Below are 20,528 nucleotides of genomic sequence, written 5' to 3'. Positions count from 1 at the left end.
ACGGACGATTACTCGTCTTGTTCCAGTTCCATATTGATGCCAAGGGCGCGAATCTCTTTAACCAATACGTTAAAGGACTCAGGCATGCCTGGCTCCATACGGTGATCACCGTCAACAATGTTTTTGTACATTTTGGTGCGCCCTGCTACGTCATCCGACTTAACAGTCAGCATTTCCTGCAAGGTGTAGGCGGCGCCGTATGCTTCCAGAGCCCAGACCTCCATCTCACCGAAACGCTGTCCACCAAACTGCGCCTTACCACCCAACGGTTGCTGAGTAACCAGACTATAAGAACCAGTCGAACGTGCGTGCATCTTGTCGTCAACCAAGTGGTTCAACTTCAACATGTACATGTAACCTACGGTTACCGGACGCTGGAACGCATCCCCGGAACGACCGTCAAACAACTGCATCTGACCGGAGTCTGGGATATCTGCCAAACGCAGCAGTGCTTTGATTTCGTGCTCTTTCGCACCGTCAAACACTGGGGTCGCCATTGGCACACCGCCACGCAAGTTGTTAGCAAGATCCATAACTTCGCTATCGCTGAAGCTTGCCAAATCTTCCTTGGCAAACACATCACCGGTCTCGTTATAGATTTCTTCCAAAAAGCCGCGAACTTCATTAACCGCTTTCTGTTCACGAATCATCTCGTTAACTTTGACGCCGAGACCTTTCGCTGCCATGCCTAAGTGAGTTTCCAAAATCTGACCCACGTTCATCCGCGATGGCACACCGAGAGGGTTAAGCACGACATCTACCGGCTCGCCGTTAGCGTCGTAAGGCATATCTTCGATCGGCATAATCACCGAGATAACACCCTTGTTACCGTGACGGCCGGCCATTTTATCGCCTGGCTGAATACGACGTTTAATCGCCAGATAAACCTTAACGATCTTCAGGACGCCCGGAGCCAAATCATCACCGGTAGACAACTTGCGCTTCTTGTCGTCAAAACGCTCATCGAGGTTTTTACGACACTCAGCCAAACGTTCTTCCGCCAAGTCGATCTGCTCGTTAAGCGCATCATCAGAAACACGCAACTTAAACCACTGCTCGGTATCAAGAGTGTCGAGTACCTCGTCGGTAAGCACATCGCCTTTCTTAACGCCTTTACCAGCGGCGACTTTCTCGCCACGGATAACAGAGCGCAAACGATCGAGCGTGGCCGCCTCCATAATGCGAAACTCTTCGTTCAAGTCTTTACGCACTTCATCTAACTGAGTTTTCTCAATTTCGAGTGAGCGCTGATCTTTCTCAAGACCGTCACGGGTAAAGACTTGCACGTCAATCACGGTACCTTTAGTACTTGACGGTACACGCAAAGAGGTATCTTTAACGTCAGACGCTTTTTCACCAAAGATGGCGCGCAGCAGCTTCTCTTCTGGGGTGAGCTGGGTTTCACCTTTAGGGGTAACCTTACCCACCAAGATATCGCCGCCACCGACTTCAGCACCGATATAAACGATACCTGAGTCATCCAGCTTGTTTAGAGCATTCTCGCCAACGTTAGGGATATCAGACGTAATCTCTTCGCTACCAAGCTTAGTATCACGAGCAATACAGGTCAGCTCTTGAATGTGAATGGTAGTAAAGCGATCCTCTTGTACCACACGCTCAGAAACAAGAATCGAATCTTCAAAGTTATAACCGTTCCAGGGCATAAACGCGATGCGCATGTTCTGCCCCAGCGCCAGCTCGCCCATATCAACCGAGGGGCCATCCGCCAGGATGTCGCCGCGCTGGACGATATCGCCCACATTGACGATGGAGCGCTGGTTAATACAGGTGTTCTGGTTCGAACGGGTATATTTGATCAAGTTGTAAATATCAACACCAGCGTCGCCGGCTTCAACTTCATCACTGTGTACCTTAACTACGATGCGGCCTGCGTCTACACGATCAATCACACCACCGTGTTTAGCCACCACACACACACCGGAGTCGGACGCCACATTGCGCTCCATGCCGGTACCCACCAGAGGCTTTTCGGCCTTCAACGTTGGTACAGCCTGACGCTGCATGTTCGAACCCATCAGGGCGCGGTTCGCATCATCGTGCTCAAGGAACGGAATCAGTGACGCCGCAACCGACACTACCTGACGCGGCGAGACATCCATCAACTCAACTTCCGCAGGGCTCTTCAAGGTGAAGTCGCTGCGGTGGCGTACCGACACCAAGTCTTCGATCAGTCTGCCGTTTTCATCCAGCTTGGCCGACGCCTGAGCGATAACAAACTCTGCTTCGTTAATGGCCGAGAGGAACTCGATATCATCGGTGACTTGACCGTCTTTGACGCGACGGTAAGGAGTCTCCAGAAAGCCATAGCTGTTAGTACGAGAGTAAGTCGCCAGCGAGTTAATCAGACCAATGTTTGGGCCTTCAGGGGTTTCGATTGGACAAACACGACCATAGTGAGTCGGGTGTACGTCACGAACCTCAAAACCGGCGCGCTCACGAGTCAAACCGCCTGGCCCCAAGGCCGAAACGCGACGTTTGTGAGTCACCTCAGAAAGCGGGTTGTTTTGGTCCATAAACTGCGACAACTGCGACGAGCCAAAGAACTCTTTAATTGCAGCGGCAACGGGCTTGGCATTAATCAAGTCCTGCGGCATCAAACCTTCAGACTCCGCCATGGACAAACGCTCTTTAACAGCGCGTTCAACACGAACCAGACCAACACGGAATTGGTTTTCGGCCATCTCACCCACAGAGCGAATGCGACGGTTACCCAAGTGGTCGATATCATCCACCACGCCGACACCGTTACGGATGTCGATAAGGGTCTTCATAACGTCGACGATGTCTTCGTTAGACAAAACGCCTTCGCCGAACTCTTCTTCACGACCTAAGCGACGGTTAAACTTCATCCGGCCAACAGCCGACAAGTCGTAACGCTCTTGGGTAAAGAACAAATTGTTAAACAGAGCTTCGGCCGACTCTTTTGTCGGCGGCTCACCTGGGCGCATCATGCGGTAAATTTCTACCAGCGCTTCCAGCTGCGTGCGAGTTGGGTCAGCGCGCAATGTCTCAGAAACAAACGGGCCACAGTCCAGCTCGTTGGTATACAAGGTCTCGATGGTGTTAACACCAGCCTTGCCCAATATTTCTAACGAGTCGACAGAGATTTCAGTATTACACTCAAGCAATACTTCACCGGTCTCGGAGTCGATAATATCTTTTGCCAGTGCGCGGCCCAGCAGGTAGTCCGCAGGTACGGCCATCTCATCAACGCCGGCTTTTTCTAGCTGGCGGATGTGGCGCGCGGTAATGCGGCGGCCTTCTTCAACCAGCACTTTGCCTTTCTTATCTTTAATATCAAACGTGGCAACATCACCACGCAGACGCGACGGCACAACCTTAAAGGTAAACTGACCATCGTCACCTAAGGTAAAAGAGCTCGTCTCAAAGAACATGTCGAGCATCTCTTGCGAGCTAAAGCCCAGCGCGCGCAACAAGATCGAGGCCGGCAGCTTGCGGCGGCGATCAATACGCACAAACACAAGATCTTTGGGATCAAATTCAAAATCGAGCCAAGAGCCACGGTAAGGAATAATCCGCGCGCTATACAGCAACTTGCCAGACGAATGGGTTTTGCCTTTATCATGATCGAAAAAGACACCAGGCGAGCGGTGCAACTGAGAAACAATAACGCGCTCAGTACCATTGATAACAAAGGTACCGTTTTCAGTCATGAGCGGAATTTCGCCCATATACACTTCTTGTTCTTTAATATCTTTAATCGCTTTGTTCGCTGAATCCTTATCGTAGATAATCAGTCGAACTTTTACTCGCAATGGTGCAGAGTAAGTTACACCACGCAAAATACATTCGTTAACATCAAAGGAAGGCTTGCCCAGTATGTAACTCACATACTCAAGCGCCGCATTGCCAGAGTAGCTGACAATTGGGAATACAGAGCGGAAGGCAGCGTGTAGCCCTACGTCAAAACGCTCTTCACCAGACGCATCGGCCTGGGTAAATTTTCTGTAAGAATCCAGCTGAATCGCCAATAGATAAGGGACATCCATGACGTGTGGCAGTTTGCCAAAGTCCTTGCGGATACGTTTTTTCTCAGTATATGAGTAAGCCATCTGTATTCCCCAGCTTGTTCACGGATCGGGCGGTAAAGCCTCTGAAACGCCGCAGCGTTTCGCTAAACTATCCTGGCTGTTAGCGGACCGGTAAACTCGGTGCTCAACAGCCGTTGGTAGCCTTGTAGCTACCCGGCCAAATTAACGGCCGAAAACGGAAAAAGGCTGGCGGGAAAACCCGCCAGCCTGACGCCTAACCACTTGTGTCAGACGTAGTGCGCGCAAGCGAGCTTACTTAAGCTCACCTGTGGCACCAGCTTCTTCCAGCTTAGCCAGAGCAGCTTGAGCGTCTTCTTTAGAAACACCTTCTTTAATCGCTTTAGGCGCTTCTTCAACCATAGCTTTGGCTTCTTTCAAACCAAGACCGGTGATTTCACGAACCGCCTTAATGGCGTTAACTTTCTTCTCACCAGCACCGGTGATGATAACGTCAAACTCGGTTTGCTCTTCAGCCGCACCGCCAGCGTCGCCAGCAGGACCCGCAACAACAGCTGCAGCCGCTGATACGCCGAATTTTTCTTCCATTGCAGAAACCAGTTCCACAACATCTTTTACTGACATCTCAGCAATCGCTTCGATGATATCTTCTTTAGAAACAGACATTTTCAATTTCCCATCTGTGTTGAGCCAAAGGCTCAATTAAACGTTGAGTAAGCAGCTTATTAAGCAGCTTCCTGTTCTTTGCTGTCGCCAACGGCCGCCAAAGTGCGAACCAATTTGCCAGCAGAAGCTTCTTTCATCACGCTCATCAGCTTAGCCAAGGCTTCGTCGTAAGTCGGCAAGGTTGCCAACATTGCAACGTCAACCAACTCACCTTCAAAGGCGGCAGACTTAAGCTCAAGATTGCTATCTACTTTGGCGTGTTCACGCAAAATGCGCGCACCAGCACCGGGGTGATCAGTAGAGAATGCAATCAAGGTAGGACCGCTAAAACTTTCGAGCAAACACTCGTAGTCGGTCCCTTCAACAGCGCGACGGGCCAGTGTGTTACGAACGACTTTCAACCAAACGCCGTTCTCACGAGCCTCTTTACGCAGGGCAGTCATTTTGTCTACAGTTACGCCACGTGAATCGGCAACAACCGCTGACAGAGCGCCCTTCGCAGCTTCCTGGACTTCAGCGACAATCGCTTTCTTACCTTCAAGTCCTAATGCCACGGGATTTCTCCTGGGTTTGACAGTCAATGACCGTCGTTTTTCTTAACTACCACAAGGTAAACATCACCTTGTGGTCATGAATCGGTGAATTCATTCGGCCAAGCCGAAGAGGGTCCACCGTCTGCGTAGGCTGAGGTATTAAGACCGGCCTCTTTGTGACGACAAGTCGCCTACGGTCTTTGACGGCCTGCGCAAGCGCAGACCCCAAAGTACGTTCTGGCGTTATACCGCCAGTGAAGACATATCGATTGCCAAGCCCGGACCCATGGTCGTGCTCAGTGCGATTTTCTTCAAATAAACACCTTTAGCGGTAGCTGGCTTCGACTTTTTCAAGTCGTTCAGCAGCGCTTCAAGGTTTTCTTGAATTGCATTTGCCTCAAAAGACAATTTGCCGATACCACCATGAATAATGCCACCTTTATCAGCGCGGTAACGCACCTGACCGGCTTTAGCATTTTTAACAGCATTGGCAACGTCTGGAGTTACAGTGCCAGTTTTTGGGTTTGGCATCAGGCCGCGGGGACCTAGGATTTGACCCAACTGCCCCACTACACGCATGGCATCTGGAGACGCGATAACTACGTCAAAATCCATTTTGCCCGCTTTTACGTCAGCAGCCAGTTCATCCATACCAACCAAATCAGCACCAGCTTCTTTTGCCGCATCGGCGTTAGGGCCTTGCGCAAAAACAGCCACACGAACGTCTTTACCAGAACCGTTAGGCAGAGTCGTCGCACCACGTACAGACTGATCTGATTTACGTGGATCGATACCGAGGTTTACGGCAACGTCGATGGTTTCAGCGAACTTAACGCTAGAAATTTCTTTCAGCAGACTTACGGCATCCGCTACGCTGTAAAGCTTGGTGCGATCAATTTTTTCGGCGATAGCGCGCTGACGCTTAGATAATTTAGCCATGTTACACACCCTCCACATCAATACCCATTGAACGGGCAGACCCGGCAATGATACGCACTGCAGCGTCCATATCGGCCGCCGTCAGGTCAGGCTCTTTGGTGGTCGCAATCTCTTCAAGCTGAGCGCGAGTCACTTTGCCGACTTTCTTAGTGTTAGGGTTGCTAGAGCCAGACTTCACGCCCACTGCTTTTTTCAGCAGGTAAGAAGCTGGTGGAGTTTTCATGCTGAAGGTAAAACTGCGATCGCTGTATACGCTAATCACAACTGGAACTGGCGCGCCAGCTTCCATACCTTGAGTCTGAGCGTTAAACGCCTTACAGAACTCCATGATGTTTACACCGTGCTGACCCAATGCTGGACCAACCGGTGGACTTGGATTCGCTTTACCTGCACCAACTTGTAATTTGATGTAGGCTGTTACTTTCTTAGCCATACCACTCTCCAAAAATGGGTAGTTAACGCCTCAAGGCAATTTGCACCGCCCGTCACTGGCTCCCCGATTACTTGAGCAGATTTACCACTCAAGGACGCAAAAACCCCCCTCTGCCAAAAGCAAAGGAAGGCAATAAAAACTTTACTGTAAGATTGATCAAGCCTTCTCGACTTGACCAAACTCCAACTCTACCGGCGTAGAGCGACCAAAAATCAGCACCGCTACACGCAAACGGCTTTTCTCGTAATTAACTTCTTCAACAACGCCATTAAAGTCGTTAAAGGGACCATCGGTGACCCGAACCATCTCGCCCGGCTCAAACATGGTCTTAGGCTTCGGCTTCTCAATCGAGTCGTCGACTCGCTGCAGAATAGCCTGAGCTTCTTTTTCTGTAATCGGGGCCGGCTGATCCGCCTTGCCGCCAATAAACCCCATAACCCGAGGAGTGTCTTTGACCAAGTGCCAAGAGTCGTCATTTAACTCCATCTGCACCAACACATAACCCGGGAAAAACTTGCGCTCACTCTTGCGCTTTTGTCCGCCGCGCATTTCCACCACTTCTTCAGTGGGAACCAATACGTCGCCAAACAACTCTTCCATCTGGTGGCGCTCAATCCGCTCTTGCAGAGAGGCGGCTACCTTCTTTTCATATCCAGAATAAGCGTGTACTACGTACCAACGCTTCGCCATGAGTCACCTACCCTATTATCTTGGCCGCTACGAAGCCGAACAAAGTATCCAGCCCCCAAAGAATCATCGCCATTATCACGACCACAACAACAACCAACAAGGTTGTTTGGTTTGTCTCTTTCGGTGTCGGCCATACGACCTTGCGCACCTCAACGACAGACTCTTGCAGTAGACGCCAAAGCGAGCTGCCCTTAGCGGTTTGCAATGCGACAAACAATGCTACGGCACCCAGCGCCAGCAACGCCAGAACCCGATACAACAGCGGTTGAGCTGAGTACATGGAGTTACCCACAACACCTACAGCCACGACAGCGATCACCAGCAGCCACTTCACGACATCAAGGCGATACTCTTTTGGCTCGGCTTTTGTACTCATTCTGCTCACAACCCAATCAAACAAATGACAAAAATGGCAGGCCAGGAGGGACTCGAACCCCCAACTTTCGGTTTTGGAGACCGACGCTCTACCAATTGAACTACTGGCCTAGAAACAATTAAAGGCGGGCAGAGCCCGCCTTTAGCACCGAGCTATTACTCGATGATTTTGGCAACCACACCGGCACCAACGGTACGTCCACCTTCGCGAATCGCAAAGCGCAGACCGTCTTCCATGGCTACTGGGTGAATCAGGGTAACACTCATTTGAATGTTATCGCCTGGCATTACCATCTCAACGCCTTCTGGCAACTCACAAGCGCCGGTTACGTCGGTTGTACGGAAGTAGAACTGTGGACGGTAGCCTTTAAAGAAAGGCGTGTGACGACCACCTTCGTCTTTCGACAAAACGTACACTTCGGCTTCAAACTTGGCGTGCGGCTTAACAGAACCTGGCTTGGCCAACACTTGACCGCGCTCGATCTCGTCACGCTTAGTACCACGCAGCAGAACACCTACGTTCTCACCCGCACGGCCTTCGTCCAGCATTTTGCGGAACATCTCAACACCGGTACAGGTGGTTTTGGTGGTGTCTTTAATGCCGACAACTTCAAGGTCGTCACCAACATTAACGATACCGCGCTCAACACGACCGGTAACAACCGTACCACGACCTGAGATCGAGAATACGTCTTCCACTGGCATCAGGAACGGCTGATCGATCGCGCGCTCTGGCTCTGGGATGTAAGAGTCCAGGCTTTCTACCAGTTTCTTAACAGCGGTAGTACCCAGCTCGTTGTCGTCTTCACCGTTCAGGGCCATCAGGGCAGAACCTGGGATGATCGGAGTGTCGTCACCTGGGAAGTCGTAGGCGTCAAGCAGCTCACGCAACTCCATCTCGACCAATTCCAGCATTTCGTTGTACTCTTCGGTGCCAACGCCGCCGCAATCTTCCGCCAACAGGTCTGCTTTGTTCAGGAACACAACAATAAAAGGTACACCAACCTGACGAGACAGCAGGATGTGCTCGCGGGTTTGTGGCATTGGGCCATCGGTAGCACCACACACCAAAATCGCGCCGTCCATCTGGGCAGCACCGGTGATCATGTTTTTAACGTAGTCGGCGTGACCGGGGCAATCCACGTGAGCGTAGTGACGCTCTGGTGAGTCGTACTCAACGTGTGAGGTGGCGATGGTGATACCGCGCTCACGCTCTTCCGGTGCGTTATCAATACCGTCAAACGCCATTGCTGAACCGCTGCCCCATACTTCCGCACATACGCGGGTCAGAGCTGCTGTCAGAGTGGTTTTGCCGTGGTCAACGTGACCGATGGTGCCCACATTGACGTGGGGTTTATTACGTTCGAACTTTTCCTTCGCCATTGCGAGCGCCTCCTCAACTAGCCATCAAACAAGCCGTTTATTTACACACAAAAACAGCCGCGAAAGCACTTCTTTCGCAGCCAGAAAATGGAGCTCTTGAGCAGATTTGAACTGCTGACCTCACCCTTACCAAGGGTGTGCTCTACCAACTGAGCTACAAGAGCTTTAAACCATAGCAACTGGAGCGGGCAGCGGGAATCGAACCCGCATATTCAGCTTGGAAGGCTGACGTTCTACCACTGAACTATGCCCGCTGACTTCTTGCTCCGCGTAGCACTCCTGCAAAAAGCAAAAGAGCCTACTAGCCGCGACGACTTATGTCGCCACCGCACTAAGCGGCAATAAAATGGTGCAGGGGGGTGGATTCGAACCACCGAAGCTTGCGCGTCAGATTTACAGTCTGATCCCTTTGGCCACTCGGGAACCCCTGCCAAAAACAAGCCGGCATTGTCCGGCTCTGGCCTACTACTGTCAACCGGTTTTCCTAAGAAATTCACCTGCTTACAGCAATAACATCAGAGAAAATGGAGCTGGCGAGAGGAGTCGAACCCCCGACCGGCTGATTACAAGTCAGCTGCTCTACCAACTGAGCTACGCCAGCATTTTCTCTAAGCACGTCTCAACGTGGAGGCGGGATTCTAGAGAAACTTTTACGTCGACGCAACACCTTGACAGTATTTTTGTTGTTTCTCGATGCCATTTTCTGACTCCAGCAACTCAACCCAGGCTTTCTCGGCTATTTTTTGACCTTGATTGGCATCCAGCACCACCCAAATCTCTTTATGGGTTCGGGTGATTTCTTTCACTTCCGCGGCGTAACCAAGCTCGCGCATTTCCTGCAAACGGGCCTCCGCCAACTCTTTTCGGGTAAACATGCCAAAAGAAATGCCGTTGGCAAGCTCGCCGCGAGGAATCATATAACTGTCAATCTGCTTAGCCTGAACCTCATGCAGACGTGCGAGCGCCTCCTTACGGCTCGCTTCCGGCGCCAAATACACCCAATAGCCGACCCCCTCGGGGACGTCCAACTCCCGCACCCGCGCGGCCACCTCAAGCGCCTGCAGGTGCTCCACAAGGTATTCGGCCTGCAACAGCGCCGGAAACGGCCCAACCATATCGCACAGCGCGCCTCGCTCAGCCACTCGACCAGAGGCCGGCGCTGCCGGGCCACCCGAGCCCCCTCGACGCCCACTCAACCGCGCCGGCTCGACGCTGCCCACCGCGGCCTCAGTCAGCAACTGCAAGCGAGCGGCGCCGGTAGCCACCTGGCGCGCGGCCGGCGCATCGGCAACCGGCGGCCGCCAAACCGTCAACTGCAAAATAAATACAGCTACGTTTACAGCCAATAGCGCAAAAAAAATCAACCTCATGACAACCTCGTCGCCTATTCCTTTAATTTGACCACCACACCGCAGCCGCTCGCTAACCCTGACCTTGGGTGAAATAGCGCTCCAAACCAATAAACAATAACTCAGGCTCACTAGAGCCCTCAGCCAAAACACGCTGCCAAAAGTCGCCGTCGCCGCCGGTAAACAACAGCAAAACCGGATCTGCCGGACAGTATTCCGACAAGGACAACCGTCCGGTCTCTATCAAGCCGCGCCCCATTGCAACGAGGGCGGCCTCTATCGCCGTGGCACTGCTATCGCCGGGCGCCACCCGACCACGCCGCTCAAAATTCACCGCTAACGCTTGCGACTTGAGAGCCAAAGACTGCTGCATAAGTGTTAGGCCCGGGGCAATATAACCGCCCCTATGACGACCATCAGCGCCCAACAAATCAACGGTTAACGCCGTACCCGCATCGACCACCACAGCAGGCCCCACAGACAACTGACGCGCGCCCAACAGGGCCAGCCAACGATCGACCCCAAGGGTGGCAGGCACTTGGTAGCCATTCACCACGCCGCCCGCACTCGCCTGCGCACTCGCAAACCGAGCCCGAGGCAAGCCGTAAGCCGCAAGCGCCGCCTGCAACGACTCAGACTCCAGCGCGACTACCGAGCTTACCCATACCTGCTGTAGCGCAAGCCCTTGCAGCCATTGATAGTCGCCATGATTGCCAACTCCTGACTCAAGAGTACGACCCTGACGACGCAAGCGCCATTTAATCCGAGAGTTGCCTATATCAACCTGTAAAATCATGAGCTAGATCTCAAAGACACCTCGCCACCATAAATCAGCTGCTCACCTGTGGCGCTCGCCAACCGCAGCGCGCCACTATTATCCACCCCAATGAACGTTCCATGGGTTTCTTGAGTCGCCGTGAGAAGCTTCACAGGCTCGCCTAAAAAAGCCGCTCGCGCCATCCAGCGCTCTCGCCAATGGGCAAAGCCTTGCGCAGAGTATTGGCTCAGCAGGGCCGCCAGCTTTGTCAGCACGCAGGCGCATAACTCATTACGGGATATTTGCGCCAACCCCTGACGCTGCGCCAATGATGCAACATCAACCCACGGCTGATCGATTTCAGCGGCCGAGGCCTGCGACATCTCTACATTAATACCAACACCAACTACCAAGTGACAGGCGCCAGCCGGATCGCCGCTCATCTCCAACAAAATGCCAGCGAGCTTTTTATTGTCCGCCAAAACATCGTTTGGCCATTTGAGTGTGACACCGCTAAGGCCAAGCGATTCGAGCGCATCTGCAATGCAGACACCCACCGCCAAACTCAAACCTTCAAGTTCCGCCGCGCCACCATCAAAGCGCCACAGCACCGAGAAGTACAAATTGCGCGCAAAGGGGCTAACCCATGTACGCCCACGTCGTCCGCGACCGGCACTTTGCTGCTCGGCAATACACACAGCCCCCACAGGCAGCCGATCGGCCGCCGCCATTAAGCGCGAGTTCGTTGAGTCAACCAAAGGCAACACCTCGAGCGTCAAAGGCGGCCCTCCCTTTGCTAGACGAGCGTTTATCGACTCAGCGCTCAGCAGTTCTAAGCCGCCCGGCAAGCGATAGCCGCGACCTCGACTAGAGTCCAACTCCACCCCTAGCTCTGCGAGTTTTTGCAAATGCTTCCAAACCGCCGTTCGACTGACCCCCAACAATTCACCCAACTCACTGCCGGAGTGATAGTCACCGTCGGCCAACAGCGCCAACAAATTCTGCAATTGATCCTGCTGCACTAAACAGCCTCCGCCTGATAAATGCGACGATAGCGCCCCGCCCGCAAACTGGTCAGCACCTCGTAGCCAAGCGCCTGATTTCGAGCGGTCAAAACATCCAGCGTCAAAACATCCGGGTTAATTACCTCAATCGTTAACCGCTCCCCATCGACCCAGGCAGACCCACCGGCCAATGCCGCCGTCACATCAAACACCGCACTGTCCATTGACACCCGCCCCACAACCGGCACTTTTACTCCACGGCACAAACCGTAGCCATCAGGCCCCAGAACTCGATGCAGCCCGTCGGCATAGCCGCCCGCAACAACCGCGAGAACCTGACCTTTACGGCCACCATACTCCGCGCCATAACCCACTGAGGCCGACTCAGTTAGCGTCCGCAGCGCGATAACAGGCAGCGTCAAACGAACCACGCCAGACACCGGCGATGCACTTTCGGGGGAAGGGTTAAAACCATACAAAGCGGCGCCGGGGCGCACTAAATCGGCATGATAATCTCGCCCCAGATAAATACCGCAAGAGTTGGCGAGACTCAACAAAAGGCCTGGCTGCAACTGCTTGGCGCGCCCACCCAAGGCAAAAAACGCATCGCGCTGTCGTTTATTTTGCGGGTTATAAGTATCGTCCGCGACAGCCAAGTGGCTCATTAACAAAACCGGTGACAATGCCAACCAGCGCGCCTCATCGGCCAGCAATTGCTCGAGCTCACCCGCCGCCAGCCCTAAGCGTGTCATTCCGGTATCAAATTTCAGCGCCGCCGGCGCAGCAGTTGCACTCAAGCCCGACTCCACGCGCCAACGGAGCCAGCGCTCAACGGCACTCAGGGAGGACAACACTGGCACCAGCCGATGCCGAACAGCGTCCGCTTCGCCCCCTACCGGGACACCGCCAAGCAAATAGCAGTGAGCATCATCACCCAATAAAGGGCGCACGCTGACCGCCTCGGTGAGGGTCGCAAAAAAGAAGTGCCGGCAGCCCGAGCGATAGAGCTCGGGGCCAATCTGAGCCGCACCCAGACCATAGGCGTCGGCCTTGATAACAGCGGAGGTAATAGAGGGGTGTGCATGGGCCGCAATCGCTCGCCAATTGGCGGCGACAGCGGCGACATTAATGGTCAGTATTCCGGTATTTTCGTTCATGGGCACATCGGCAAGGCCAAACGCGCATAGTTACAAAACTAACCGCTAAAATCCAGCGCTACCGCCCGCATCCTTGCGGACGTGAGTTAACGCTTAGTGATTGGCAAACTCATACAGCGTGTAATAAGCGTGCATCGGCGCTGTTGATGCAGCGTCAAACAAGCCCGCTGGGTTTAACGCTATATGATAAACCCGAGCCGTTTGCTGCGGATGAACAACATTTTGCCCTGTATTGTCCAGAGCGACGGTAAACGATAAACCATCGGCGGCCGGCGACACAGTGAATGATTCATCGCGCTTGTCTAACTCGGGGGAGCCATAGTCGGGGGCATCGCGGTACACCCACGAGTTAACCGCCAACGCTTGCGATAAGGTATCCACATCACGTTTGTTGAGCTTCTGCGTCAAACGCACCTCAAAACCATCTTTTGTGGCCGCTACGGTATCGATAGCAACCGGGGTCGTTTTGCCATCCCAACGAATGTGCTGCAGCGCGGCCACGTGCCCACCCTTAGCCTGCCAGCCACGGCCTGTCTGACCAACCAGCAAGCTATTGTCGGGCAAAAACACTCCGCGCATCACGCCCGACGCCAAGCCCGACATAAAAGGCATAACAGCCCCTTGACGATGCTCACCGACCTGCTCGGTGGTAATACGCAACAAGTTGGACTGGGTTTGATCGCCCACCAGCATTTGGCCAGCAAAAGGGCCAAACTTACCGTTAGTGGTATCCCACACAGGGTGCCCCGGGGCGTTGGCCACAATATTGTGCGGCAGCAAAACAACCGCGTCTTCGCGAGTATCTGCAACCTTATCCCATTGAATCTCAGGCGAGTCAGGCTTCATGCCGGGTAAATCCACCAAAGATGAAGGGTGACCGTAGAACTTACCTTTCTCAAGCACAAACAACTTAGAGGTGCCGACAAATTCACCTTGGTTATCGGTATACCAAAGCTTGCCTTCTGGCCCGGTCGCAAGACCCGCCGGACTGCGCAAACCGCTGGCAAATAAATCGAACTCGCCATCGGGCTTAACGCGAACCGACCAACCACTCAAGCCGCCCTGACTACCCATAAAGTTGCCGCCCGCTTTATAAACGGCCTCATCGGCGTGGGCTAAATTAAGATTGATATAATAGGCACCGTCCGTATCGCGCGCAGGGCCGTGCATATAAGTGTGATAGTTGCCGTGGTAACTGTGCGCATCAAACAAGGTGGTGAATGAATCACCCATACCATCGCCATCAGTATCGGTAATACGGGTCAATTCGGCTTTTTGCCCCACCACTACTTGCAGGCCGTGCTCATCTTCGATTTGTACGCCCAGACTATCAAACAAACCTTCGGCAAATAATTGCCACTGACCGTCTTTAAGGCGCCAAACTCCGGCAGTGCGCGTCGCCACAACAACGGTACCATCTTTAGCGACGGCTAAGCCGAGCGCCTCAAAAAGCTGGTCTCGCCCATAATTATCTTGCGGAGGAAGGTAATTTTCTATGCTGTAACCTGCGGGTAACTCGGCCACAGCATCAACTGTACGCAGCGCCTGTTGGCGATAATCAAAAGAGGATGGCTCGGGCTTCCAGGCCGTATCAGCAACCAACACCTTGGCAGTAAGTTCGGCATGAGTGGCACCCGCAGGCAAAGTCCAGACGCCATTATCAATAGCGCCTACCGATACCCTAGCGTGCGTCAAAATCTGAGGGTTAATGCGGAACGACTGCGGCTGCTTTAACTTTCCTGCGACCGAAATATTAGCGTCGCCATTGGCCGCAAGCGCCGTGGTCACACTCAGCGTATTTTGCTCGACCCGATAGCGAAAGCTAGGAGCGGCCGTCGGACTTGTCGATGGACGCTGGTAACCTAAAAACTGTGCGTTCACAGCGGCGACATTATCAAGGTGATCCGCATCGGACCAGAGCGACTTTTTAATGGTTTCAGTATCGTGCCAAACAGCATCTTTAAACGAAAAATCGATTAAATTCCCGTCACTATTGAGCGGCGCAAAGAGCAGACCTGAATCACCCAAACTAATAGCACGCGTCTCGAATCCGGTTTTTAAGCCGTCACCACCACGATTGCGTAACTCACCCGAGGCGTCCAGAAAGCCACCCTGCCAGAGTTTAACAATGCCCAGCACGCGTGGATCAAAACTGTAATTGATAGCGTTAGGTTGTCCCACATGAATAGCGCGCGCCGACATACCTGCCATCGGCCCACGCTGAATGCGCACGGTATCATCCACCAAGAGCTGTAAGTCATCCGTAAGCGGGTCATATTTTACCGGGCCGCCAGCGTCGACCAACTTAACCGCTGCACCTTGCTCCCACGCACTGTTTAACGTTTTTAAATAATAACCGATCGCGTCGAGCTGTTTATCGGCTAAGGTTTGCTGACGATACGGAGGCATAATAGGCATAAAAGACTCGCCATTTTTATCACCGCCCTCATGCACAGCCAGCTCCGCCGCCGGCGTGCGCACACTGCGGTGCAAATAACTCTCGTCGGCCTTAATCATAAAGCGGTGGTTCTCCCCCGCCTCAATGATTTCCCGGTCTCGCGGCGTCTTTTTAAACAGGCCAAAAAGATTCGGGCCAGTTTTCATAGAAGTATCGTCAAGGTCGACGGCGTGACATTCTTTACAGCCCAGCGATTGAAAGCCTTTTTTACCCAAGGCGACAAAGTCAACAAGCTCCGCCTCATTGGTTGCCTCACCACTTTTCTCGGGCAATATTAAGTTGGCAAAATCGGCAGGTCGCGTACTCATACCGCGAATAGCCAGCGTACCGCTTTCGACATGAATCATCGTTGGCCCGCTGGTAGTCTCCCAAGGATCTACCGAACCGACACTAAAGTTAGGCAGAATGGTGTTACGCTGTACAACCTTACCGTCGATCGCAACTTCCAATAGCAAAGCATTGTCCACTTTGTTTGACGCCTCGTCGTAACGGGGCGCCCGAAACCTAGCCGTCAAGGTATGCCACTCAGTGGGAGACACCGCGACCGATTCGAGCGGCAAGACGCCATCAACCAGCTTTTCCGCGTCGTTATCCCAGCGCCCACTAACAGCCCCAGCACTATCACTTCCAAGCTCTCCAGCGGCCCCATTGGCGGTTAATTTAATGGCGTAGCGACCTTGCAAATACACACTGGCGTTCGCGCTGGCGTTTACCATATAGGTAAGACTCACCACTGAGTCACCCAGGTGAACATTAGTTAACAAGTTAGCTGGAGAGTCCGTAGCATTAACAACGGCTTGCCCATCACCTTCTTCGATCAGGGTTAATTGCGAACCATTTGCCTCAACGCCGGCGCCTCGACTCCAACTATCGTTATCTTCCAAGTACCGGAAGAATTCACTGTCACTTGCAGCCGCCGACGCGCCTGCAGATGCCACCAAACAAAACAAAGCGATGGCTGATGTAATTATCTTCATGCTGGGTTCTCGTATTCTTTTATGAGTTAAGCTGCCGCGCTGAACGAGCATGTGAATATTCGCCGATCGTTACAGCGGCCTCACCCAAATATTGCGAAACTTAGCGGGATTACCGTGATCTTGTAAGCGTAATGGCGCACAGTCGTGAGCCTCATAAGGCGGGTGACCAATCCAGGCCGTAGGTCCTTTAATCTCTACGTGGTTTTGCACCAAAACACCGTTATGCAGTACCGTAACGTAGGCTGGTTCAAGCAATTTACCGGCATCATTAAACTCAGGAGCCATATAAATAATATCGTACACGTTCCAATCGTTTAGGCTTTTAGTAGCATTCACTAACGGTATATGCTGTTTATAAACCGAGCCGGCCTGGCCATTGACGTAAGTATCACCGCCAAACGAGTCCAATACCTGGATTTCATAACGTTCTTGAAAAAATACACCGCTGTTACCTCGACCTTGGCCCTCGAGCCCTTCCATATCTTTTTCGGCTGGCGACTGCCACTCGATGTGTAGCTGCACATCGCAAAAATCCTGCTTGGTGCGAATATCGCCACTTTTAGGATTAGTGACCAACACATCCCCTTTAATAACCCAGGGGGCGGATGAATCGTCATTCGCTGACTCCCAGGCATCCAGATCAGTACCGTCAAAAAGGACGGTGGCATCGGATGGCACACCGGCGGCGCTCACCGAAACCTTAGCCGGCACCGGCTTCCAAACTTCTGTCGCCTCAGCCTGTTGCCACGGCTCCTTCTCCGCAGAAACGGCTGCGCATGCGGTTAACGCGGTCAAACAAACCGCAGATAAACGTAAACAGGGTTTGATCGAGAACTTCATGGCATTGTCCTTTGTCGTTATTAATAGAATTACAGGCGAGCTAAGTATAGTTAGCCTCGTCCAGCAAAGCATTTAGAGATACTCGTATTAGCGCGCACAAACATCATATATTCAACACTTTTTATATATAGAATCGTAAAGGCCCGAACCTGCAAATTGTAACCGGTTACAGATCAATTAATAAATATAAATTTCAAACAATCACGTGTTTTTACGATTGTTTGCACAAGCAAGTAAAGGGACTTTAGTAATCAAATACGAAGAAAATAGAAGGTGAGATACTGACCTTCAAGCCTGTAGCACCCTTGAGTAACCAGCAAACGCTTGAGACTCTTCACAAGAGTTTATTCAGCCCTGCATTCTCATCAGAAAGCACGAGTACTTTGAGGTTGAGCCAAAGAGATTCACTAATACCATGGGCGCGTGCGAATTACTCGAATGTGGGGTGGTAGGACAACGCAGGAGCCGTTATCCGTGATCGGCAAGCACCGCGGTATATTGCGGACCCATAAAAAAATACCCCGAACCATTGCTGGTTCGGGGTATTTCAGATTAGAAGCTTGACGATGACCTACAGTGGGTTACGAGCGGTGCTCGTCATCGCTTGCCCTCCAATACTTCTAAATCGCAGGAGCATATTTAGATCGCGACGCTAGAGCGCCCTAGCACTCGTTCCTACGGAACAGAGGCTTTCACAAAATGACAGGATTGGCTTTTTGCACAGCTTCGCTGCCCGAAGGGTGAAGCACAGGGATGTGCTGAATGACATGGCACTTCGTGCGAGGTAGGGAAAGTAATTCAGCGTATTCAAAATAAAAAAGGCCCATCCTATTCAGGATGGGCCTTATTTATTTAGAAGCTTGACGATGACCTACTCTCACATGGGGAATCCCCACACTACCATCGGCGCTGAATCGTTTCACTACTGAGTTCGGAATGGGATCAGGTGGTTCCAATTCGCTATGGTCGTCAAGCAAACAGGTATGATTGGATTTCGGTGTTACCTCCCGAGGGAGAGCCTACTGACACAATCAAATAGGGTGATGAATTAAGCTGCTTTTTACTCTATAAGGTGCTGAGGACAGTCTGTGTATGTCTCACTCAAGTCCGATGATGTATCACGTTACTTTCGTAACCCATCAGTCGTTTCTGTTATATGGTCAAGCCTCACGGGCCATTAGTACTGGTTAGCTCAACGCCTCACAACGCTTCCACACCCAGCCTATCAACGTGGTAGTCTTCCACGGCCCTTTAGGGGATTCAAGATCCCAGGGAAAGCTAATCTTGAAGGAGGCTTCCCGCTTAGATGCTTTCAGCGGTTATCCCGTCCGAACGTAGCTACCCGGCAATGCTATTGGCATAACAACCGGAACACCAGTGGTTCGTTCACTCCGGTCCTCTCGTACTAGGAGCAACTCTTCTCAACTTTCCAACGCCCACGGCAGATAGGGACCGAACTGTCTCACGACGTTCTAAACCCAGCTCGCGTACCACTTTAAATGGCGAACAGCCATACCCTTGGGACCGGCTTCAGCCCCAGGATGTGATGAGCCGACATCGAGGTGCCAAACACCGCCGTCGATGTGAACTCTTGGGCGGTATCAGCCTGTTATCCCCGGAGTACCTTTTATCCGTTGAGCGACGACCCTTCCATACAGAATCGCCGGATCACTATGACCTACTTTCGTACCTGCTCGACGTGTCAGTCTCGCAGTTAAGCTGGCTTGTGCCATTACACTAACCTCCTGATTTCCGACCAGGATTAGCCAACCTTCGTGCTCCTCCGTTACTCTTTGGGAGGAGACCGCCCCAGTCAAACTACCCACCATACACTGTCCGCGATCCCGATAAGGGACCTGCGTTAGAACCCCAAACATACCAGGGTGGTATTTCAAGGTTGGCTCCACGATGACTAGCGTCACCGCTTCAAAGCCTCCCACCTATCCTACACAAATAGGTTCAGAGTTCAGTGTAAAGCTATAGTAAAGGTTCACGGGGTCTTTCCGTCTAGCCGCGGGAACACTGCATCTTAACAGCGATTTCAATTTCACTGAGTCTTGGGTGGAGACAGCGTGGCCATCGTTACGCCATTCGTGCAGGTCGGAACTTACCCGACAAGGAATTTCGCTACCTTAGGACCGTTATAGTTACGGCCGCCGTTTACTGGGGCTTCGATCAAGAGCTTCGCCGAAGCTAACCCCATCAATTAACCTTCCAGCACCGGGCAGGCGTCATACCGTATACGTCCACTTACGTGTTTGCACAGTACTATGTTTTTAATAAACAGTCGCAGCCACCTGATCACTTCGACCGACTTCAGCTTAGGGAGCAAGTCCCATCACCAAGGCCGGCGTACCTTCTCCCGAAGTTACGGTACCATTTTGCCTAGTTCCTTCACCCAAGTTCTCTCAAGCGCCTTGGTATTCTCTACCTGATCACCTGTGTCGGTTTACAGTACGGTTCGTTATTACCTGAAGCTTAGAAGCTTTTCTTGGAAGCATGGCATCAACCACTTCGTCTCAATAATGAGACTCGTCATCAGTTCTCAGCCTTAAGCGCCCGGATTTGCCTAAGCGCTCAGCCTACTACCTTAAACACGGACAACCAACGCCGTGCTGGCCTAGCCTACTCCGTCCCTCCATCGCAGTAATAACAAGTACAGGAATGTTAACCTGTTTCCCATCGACTACGCATTTCTGCCTCGCCTTAGGGGCCGACTAACCCTATTCCGATTAACGTTGAATAGGAAACCTTGATCTTCCGGCGTGGGAGTTTTTCACTCCCATTATCGTTACTCATGTCAGCATTCGCACTTCTGATACCTCCAGCAAGCTTCTCAACTCACCTTCAACGGCTTACAGAACGCTCCCCTACCATGCTCGAAAGCATCCGCAGCTTCGGTTGCTAGTTTTAGCCCCGTTACATCTTCCGCGCGG

General features: G+C 52.3%; 14 protein-coding genes, 5 tRNA genes and 2 rRNA genes (1 of these 21 cut by a window edge). All 21 read right to left on the bottom strand.

Going from position 1 to position 20,528, the window contains the following annotated elements; translation table 11 throughout:
• Positions 1–8: 8 nt before the first annotated feature.
• Positions 9–4,094, bottom strand: a complete 4,086-nt coding sequence (gene rpoB, locus ACGHAD_RS02785) for a DNA-directed RNA polymerase subunit beta (protein WP_339618139.1) — start codon at positions 4,092–4,094, stop codon at positions 9–11.
• 231 nt (positions 4,095–4,325) lie between these two features.
• Positions 4,326–4,697, bottom strand: coding sequence for a 50S ribosomal protein L7/L12 (gene rplL / locus ACGHAD_RS02780; RefSeq protein ID WP_339618140.1), 372 nt, complete (start codon positions 4,695–4,697; stop codon positions 4,326–4,328).
• Positions 4,698–4,756: 59 nt separating this feature from the next.
• Entirely contained in the window at positions 4,757–5,251 is a 495-nt protein-coding gene (gene rplJ, locus ACGHAD_RS02775) for a 50S ribosomal protein L10 (protein WP_339618141.1), read from the bottom strand.
• A gap of 222 nt (positions 5,252–5,473) precedes the next feature.
• Positions 5,474–6,169: a 50S ribosomal protein L1 gene (gene rplA, locus ACGHAD_RS02770; protein WP_339618142.1), complete on the bottom strand. Its 696-nt coding sequence runs from the start codon at positions 6,167–6,169 to the stop codon at positions 5,474–5,476.
• Position 6,170: 1 nt separating this feature from the next.
• Complete coding sequence (rplK, locus tag ACGHAD_RS02765) at positions 6,171–6,602, bottom strand: 50S ribosomal protein L11 (RefSeq protein ID WP_339618143.1); 432 nt, start codon at positions 6,600–6,602, stop codon at positions 6,171–6,173.
• Between the two features lie 156 nt (positions 6,603–6,758).
• The gene (gene nusG, locus ACGHAD_RS02760) at positions 6,759–7,292 is read right to left on the bottom strand and encodes a transcription termination/antitermination protein NusG (protein WP_339618144.1); all 534 of its coding nucleotides are present in this window, start codon (positions 7,290–7,292) and stop codon (positions 6,759–6,761) included.
• Positions 7,293–7,299: 7 nt separating this feature from the next.
• Positions 7,300–7,668: a preprotein translocase subunit SecE gene (secE, locus tag ACGHAD_RS02755; protein WP_339618145.1), complete on the bottom strand. Its 369-nt coding sequence runs from the start codon at positions 7,666–7,668 to the stop codon at positions 7,300–7,302.
• Between the two features lie 34 nt (positions 7,669–7,702).
• A tRNA-Trp gene (locus tag ACGHAD_RS02750) sits at positions 7,703–7,778 on the bottom strand.
• Between the two features lie 45 nt (positions 7,779–7,823).
• Positions 7,824–9,050: an elongation factor Tu gene (gene tuf / locus ACGHAD_RS02745; RefSeq protein WP_382413938.1), complete on the bottom strand. Its 1,227-nt coding sequence runs from the start codon at positions 9,048–9,050 to the stop codon at positions 7,824–7,826.
• Positions 9,051–9,138: 88 nt separating this feature from the next.
• Positions 9,139–9,214: transfer RNA gene (locus ACGHAD_RS02740), tRNA-Thr, on the bottom strand.
• Between the two features lie 16 nt (positions 9,215–9,230).
• Positions 9,231–9,304 (bottom strand) — tRNA-Gly (locus ACGHAD_RS02735).
• A gap of 93 nt (positions 9,305–9,397) precedes the next feature.
• A tRNA-Tyr gene (locus tag ACGHAD_RS02730) sits at positions 9,398–9,481 on the bottom strand.
• 94 nt (positions 9,482–9,575) lie between these two features.
• Positions 9,576–9,651, bottom strand: a tRNA-Thr gene (locus tag ACGHAD_RS02725).
• A 49-nt stretch (positions 9,652–9,700) separates the two neighbouring features.
• Positions 9,701–10,420 carry an SPOR domain-containing protein gene (locus ACGHAD_RS02720; RefSeq protein WP_382413940.1) on the bottom strand — a complete coding sequence of 240 codons (720 nt, stop codon included), beginning with the start codon at positions 10,418–10,420 and terminating at the stop codon, positions 9,701–9,703.
• Positions 10,421–10,472: 52 nt separating this feature from the next.
• Positions 10,473–11,195, bottom strand: a complete 723-nt coding sequence (locus ACGHAD_RS02715; protein WP_339618170.1) for a type III pantothenate kinase — start codon at positions 11,193–11,195, stop codon at positions 10,473–10,475.
• Positions 11,192–12,178 carry a bifunctional biotin--[acetyl-CoA-carboxylase] ligase/biotin operon repressor BirA gene (birA, locus tag ACGHAD_RS02710; protein ID WP_339618169.1) on the bottom strand — a complete coding sequence of 329 codons (987 nt, stop codon included), beginning with the start codon at positions 12,176–12,178 and terminating at the stop codon, positions 11,192–11,194. Before birA ends, ACGHAD_RS02715 begins: the two co-directional genes overlap by 4 nt.
• Positions 12,178–13,317: an alanine racemase gene (alr, locus tag ACGHAD_RS02705; protein WP_382413942.1), complete on the bottom strand. Its 1,140-nt coding sequence runs from the start codon at positions 13,315–13,317 to the stop codon at positions 12,178–12,180. The genes birA and alr overlap by 1 nt, the downstream gene beginning before the upstream one ends.
• 93 nt (positions 13,318–13,410) lie before the next feature.
• The gene (locus ACGHAD_RS02700; protein WP_382413944.1) at positions 13,411–16,752 is read right to left on the bottom strand and encodes a family 16 glycoside hydrolase; all 3,342 of its coding nucleotides are present in this window, start codon (positions 16,750–16,752) and stop codon (positions 13,411–13,413) included.
• Between the two features lie 69 nt (positions 16,753–16,821).
• Positions 16,822–17,592: a DUF1080 domain-containing protein gene (locus ACGHAD_RS02695; RefSeq protein WP_382413946.1), complete on the bottom strand. Its 771-nt coding sequence runs from the start codon at positions 17,590–17,592 to the stop codon at positions 16,822–16,824.
• Positions 17,593–18,450: 858 nt separating this feature from the next.
• Positions 18,451–18,566 (bottom strand): 5S ribosomal RNA (gene rrf / locus ACGHAD_RS02690).
• A 182-nt stretch (positions 18,567–18,748) separates the two neighbouring features.
• Positions 18,749–20,528, bottom strand: a 23S ribosomal RNA gene (locus ACGHAD_RS02685) (it continues 1,105 nt past the right edge of the window).

The sequence above is a fragment of the Gilvimarinus japonicus genome, from assembly GCF_042847215.1.
GTDB classification, from domain to species: Bacteria; Pseudomonadota; Gammaproteobacteria; order Pseudomonadales; family Cellvibrionaceae; genus Gilvimarinus; species Gilvimarinus japonicus.
This window is presented reverse-complemented; position numbering and strand designations above follow the sequence as displayed.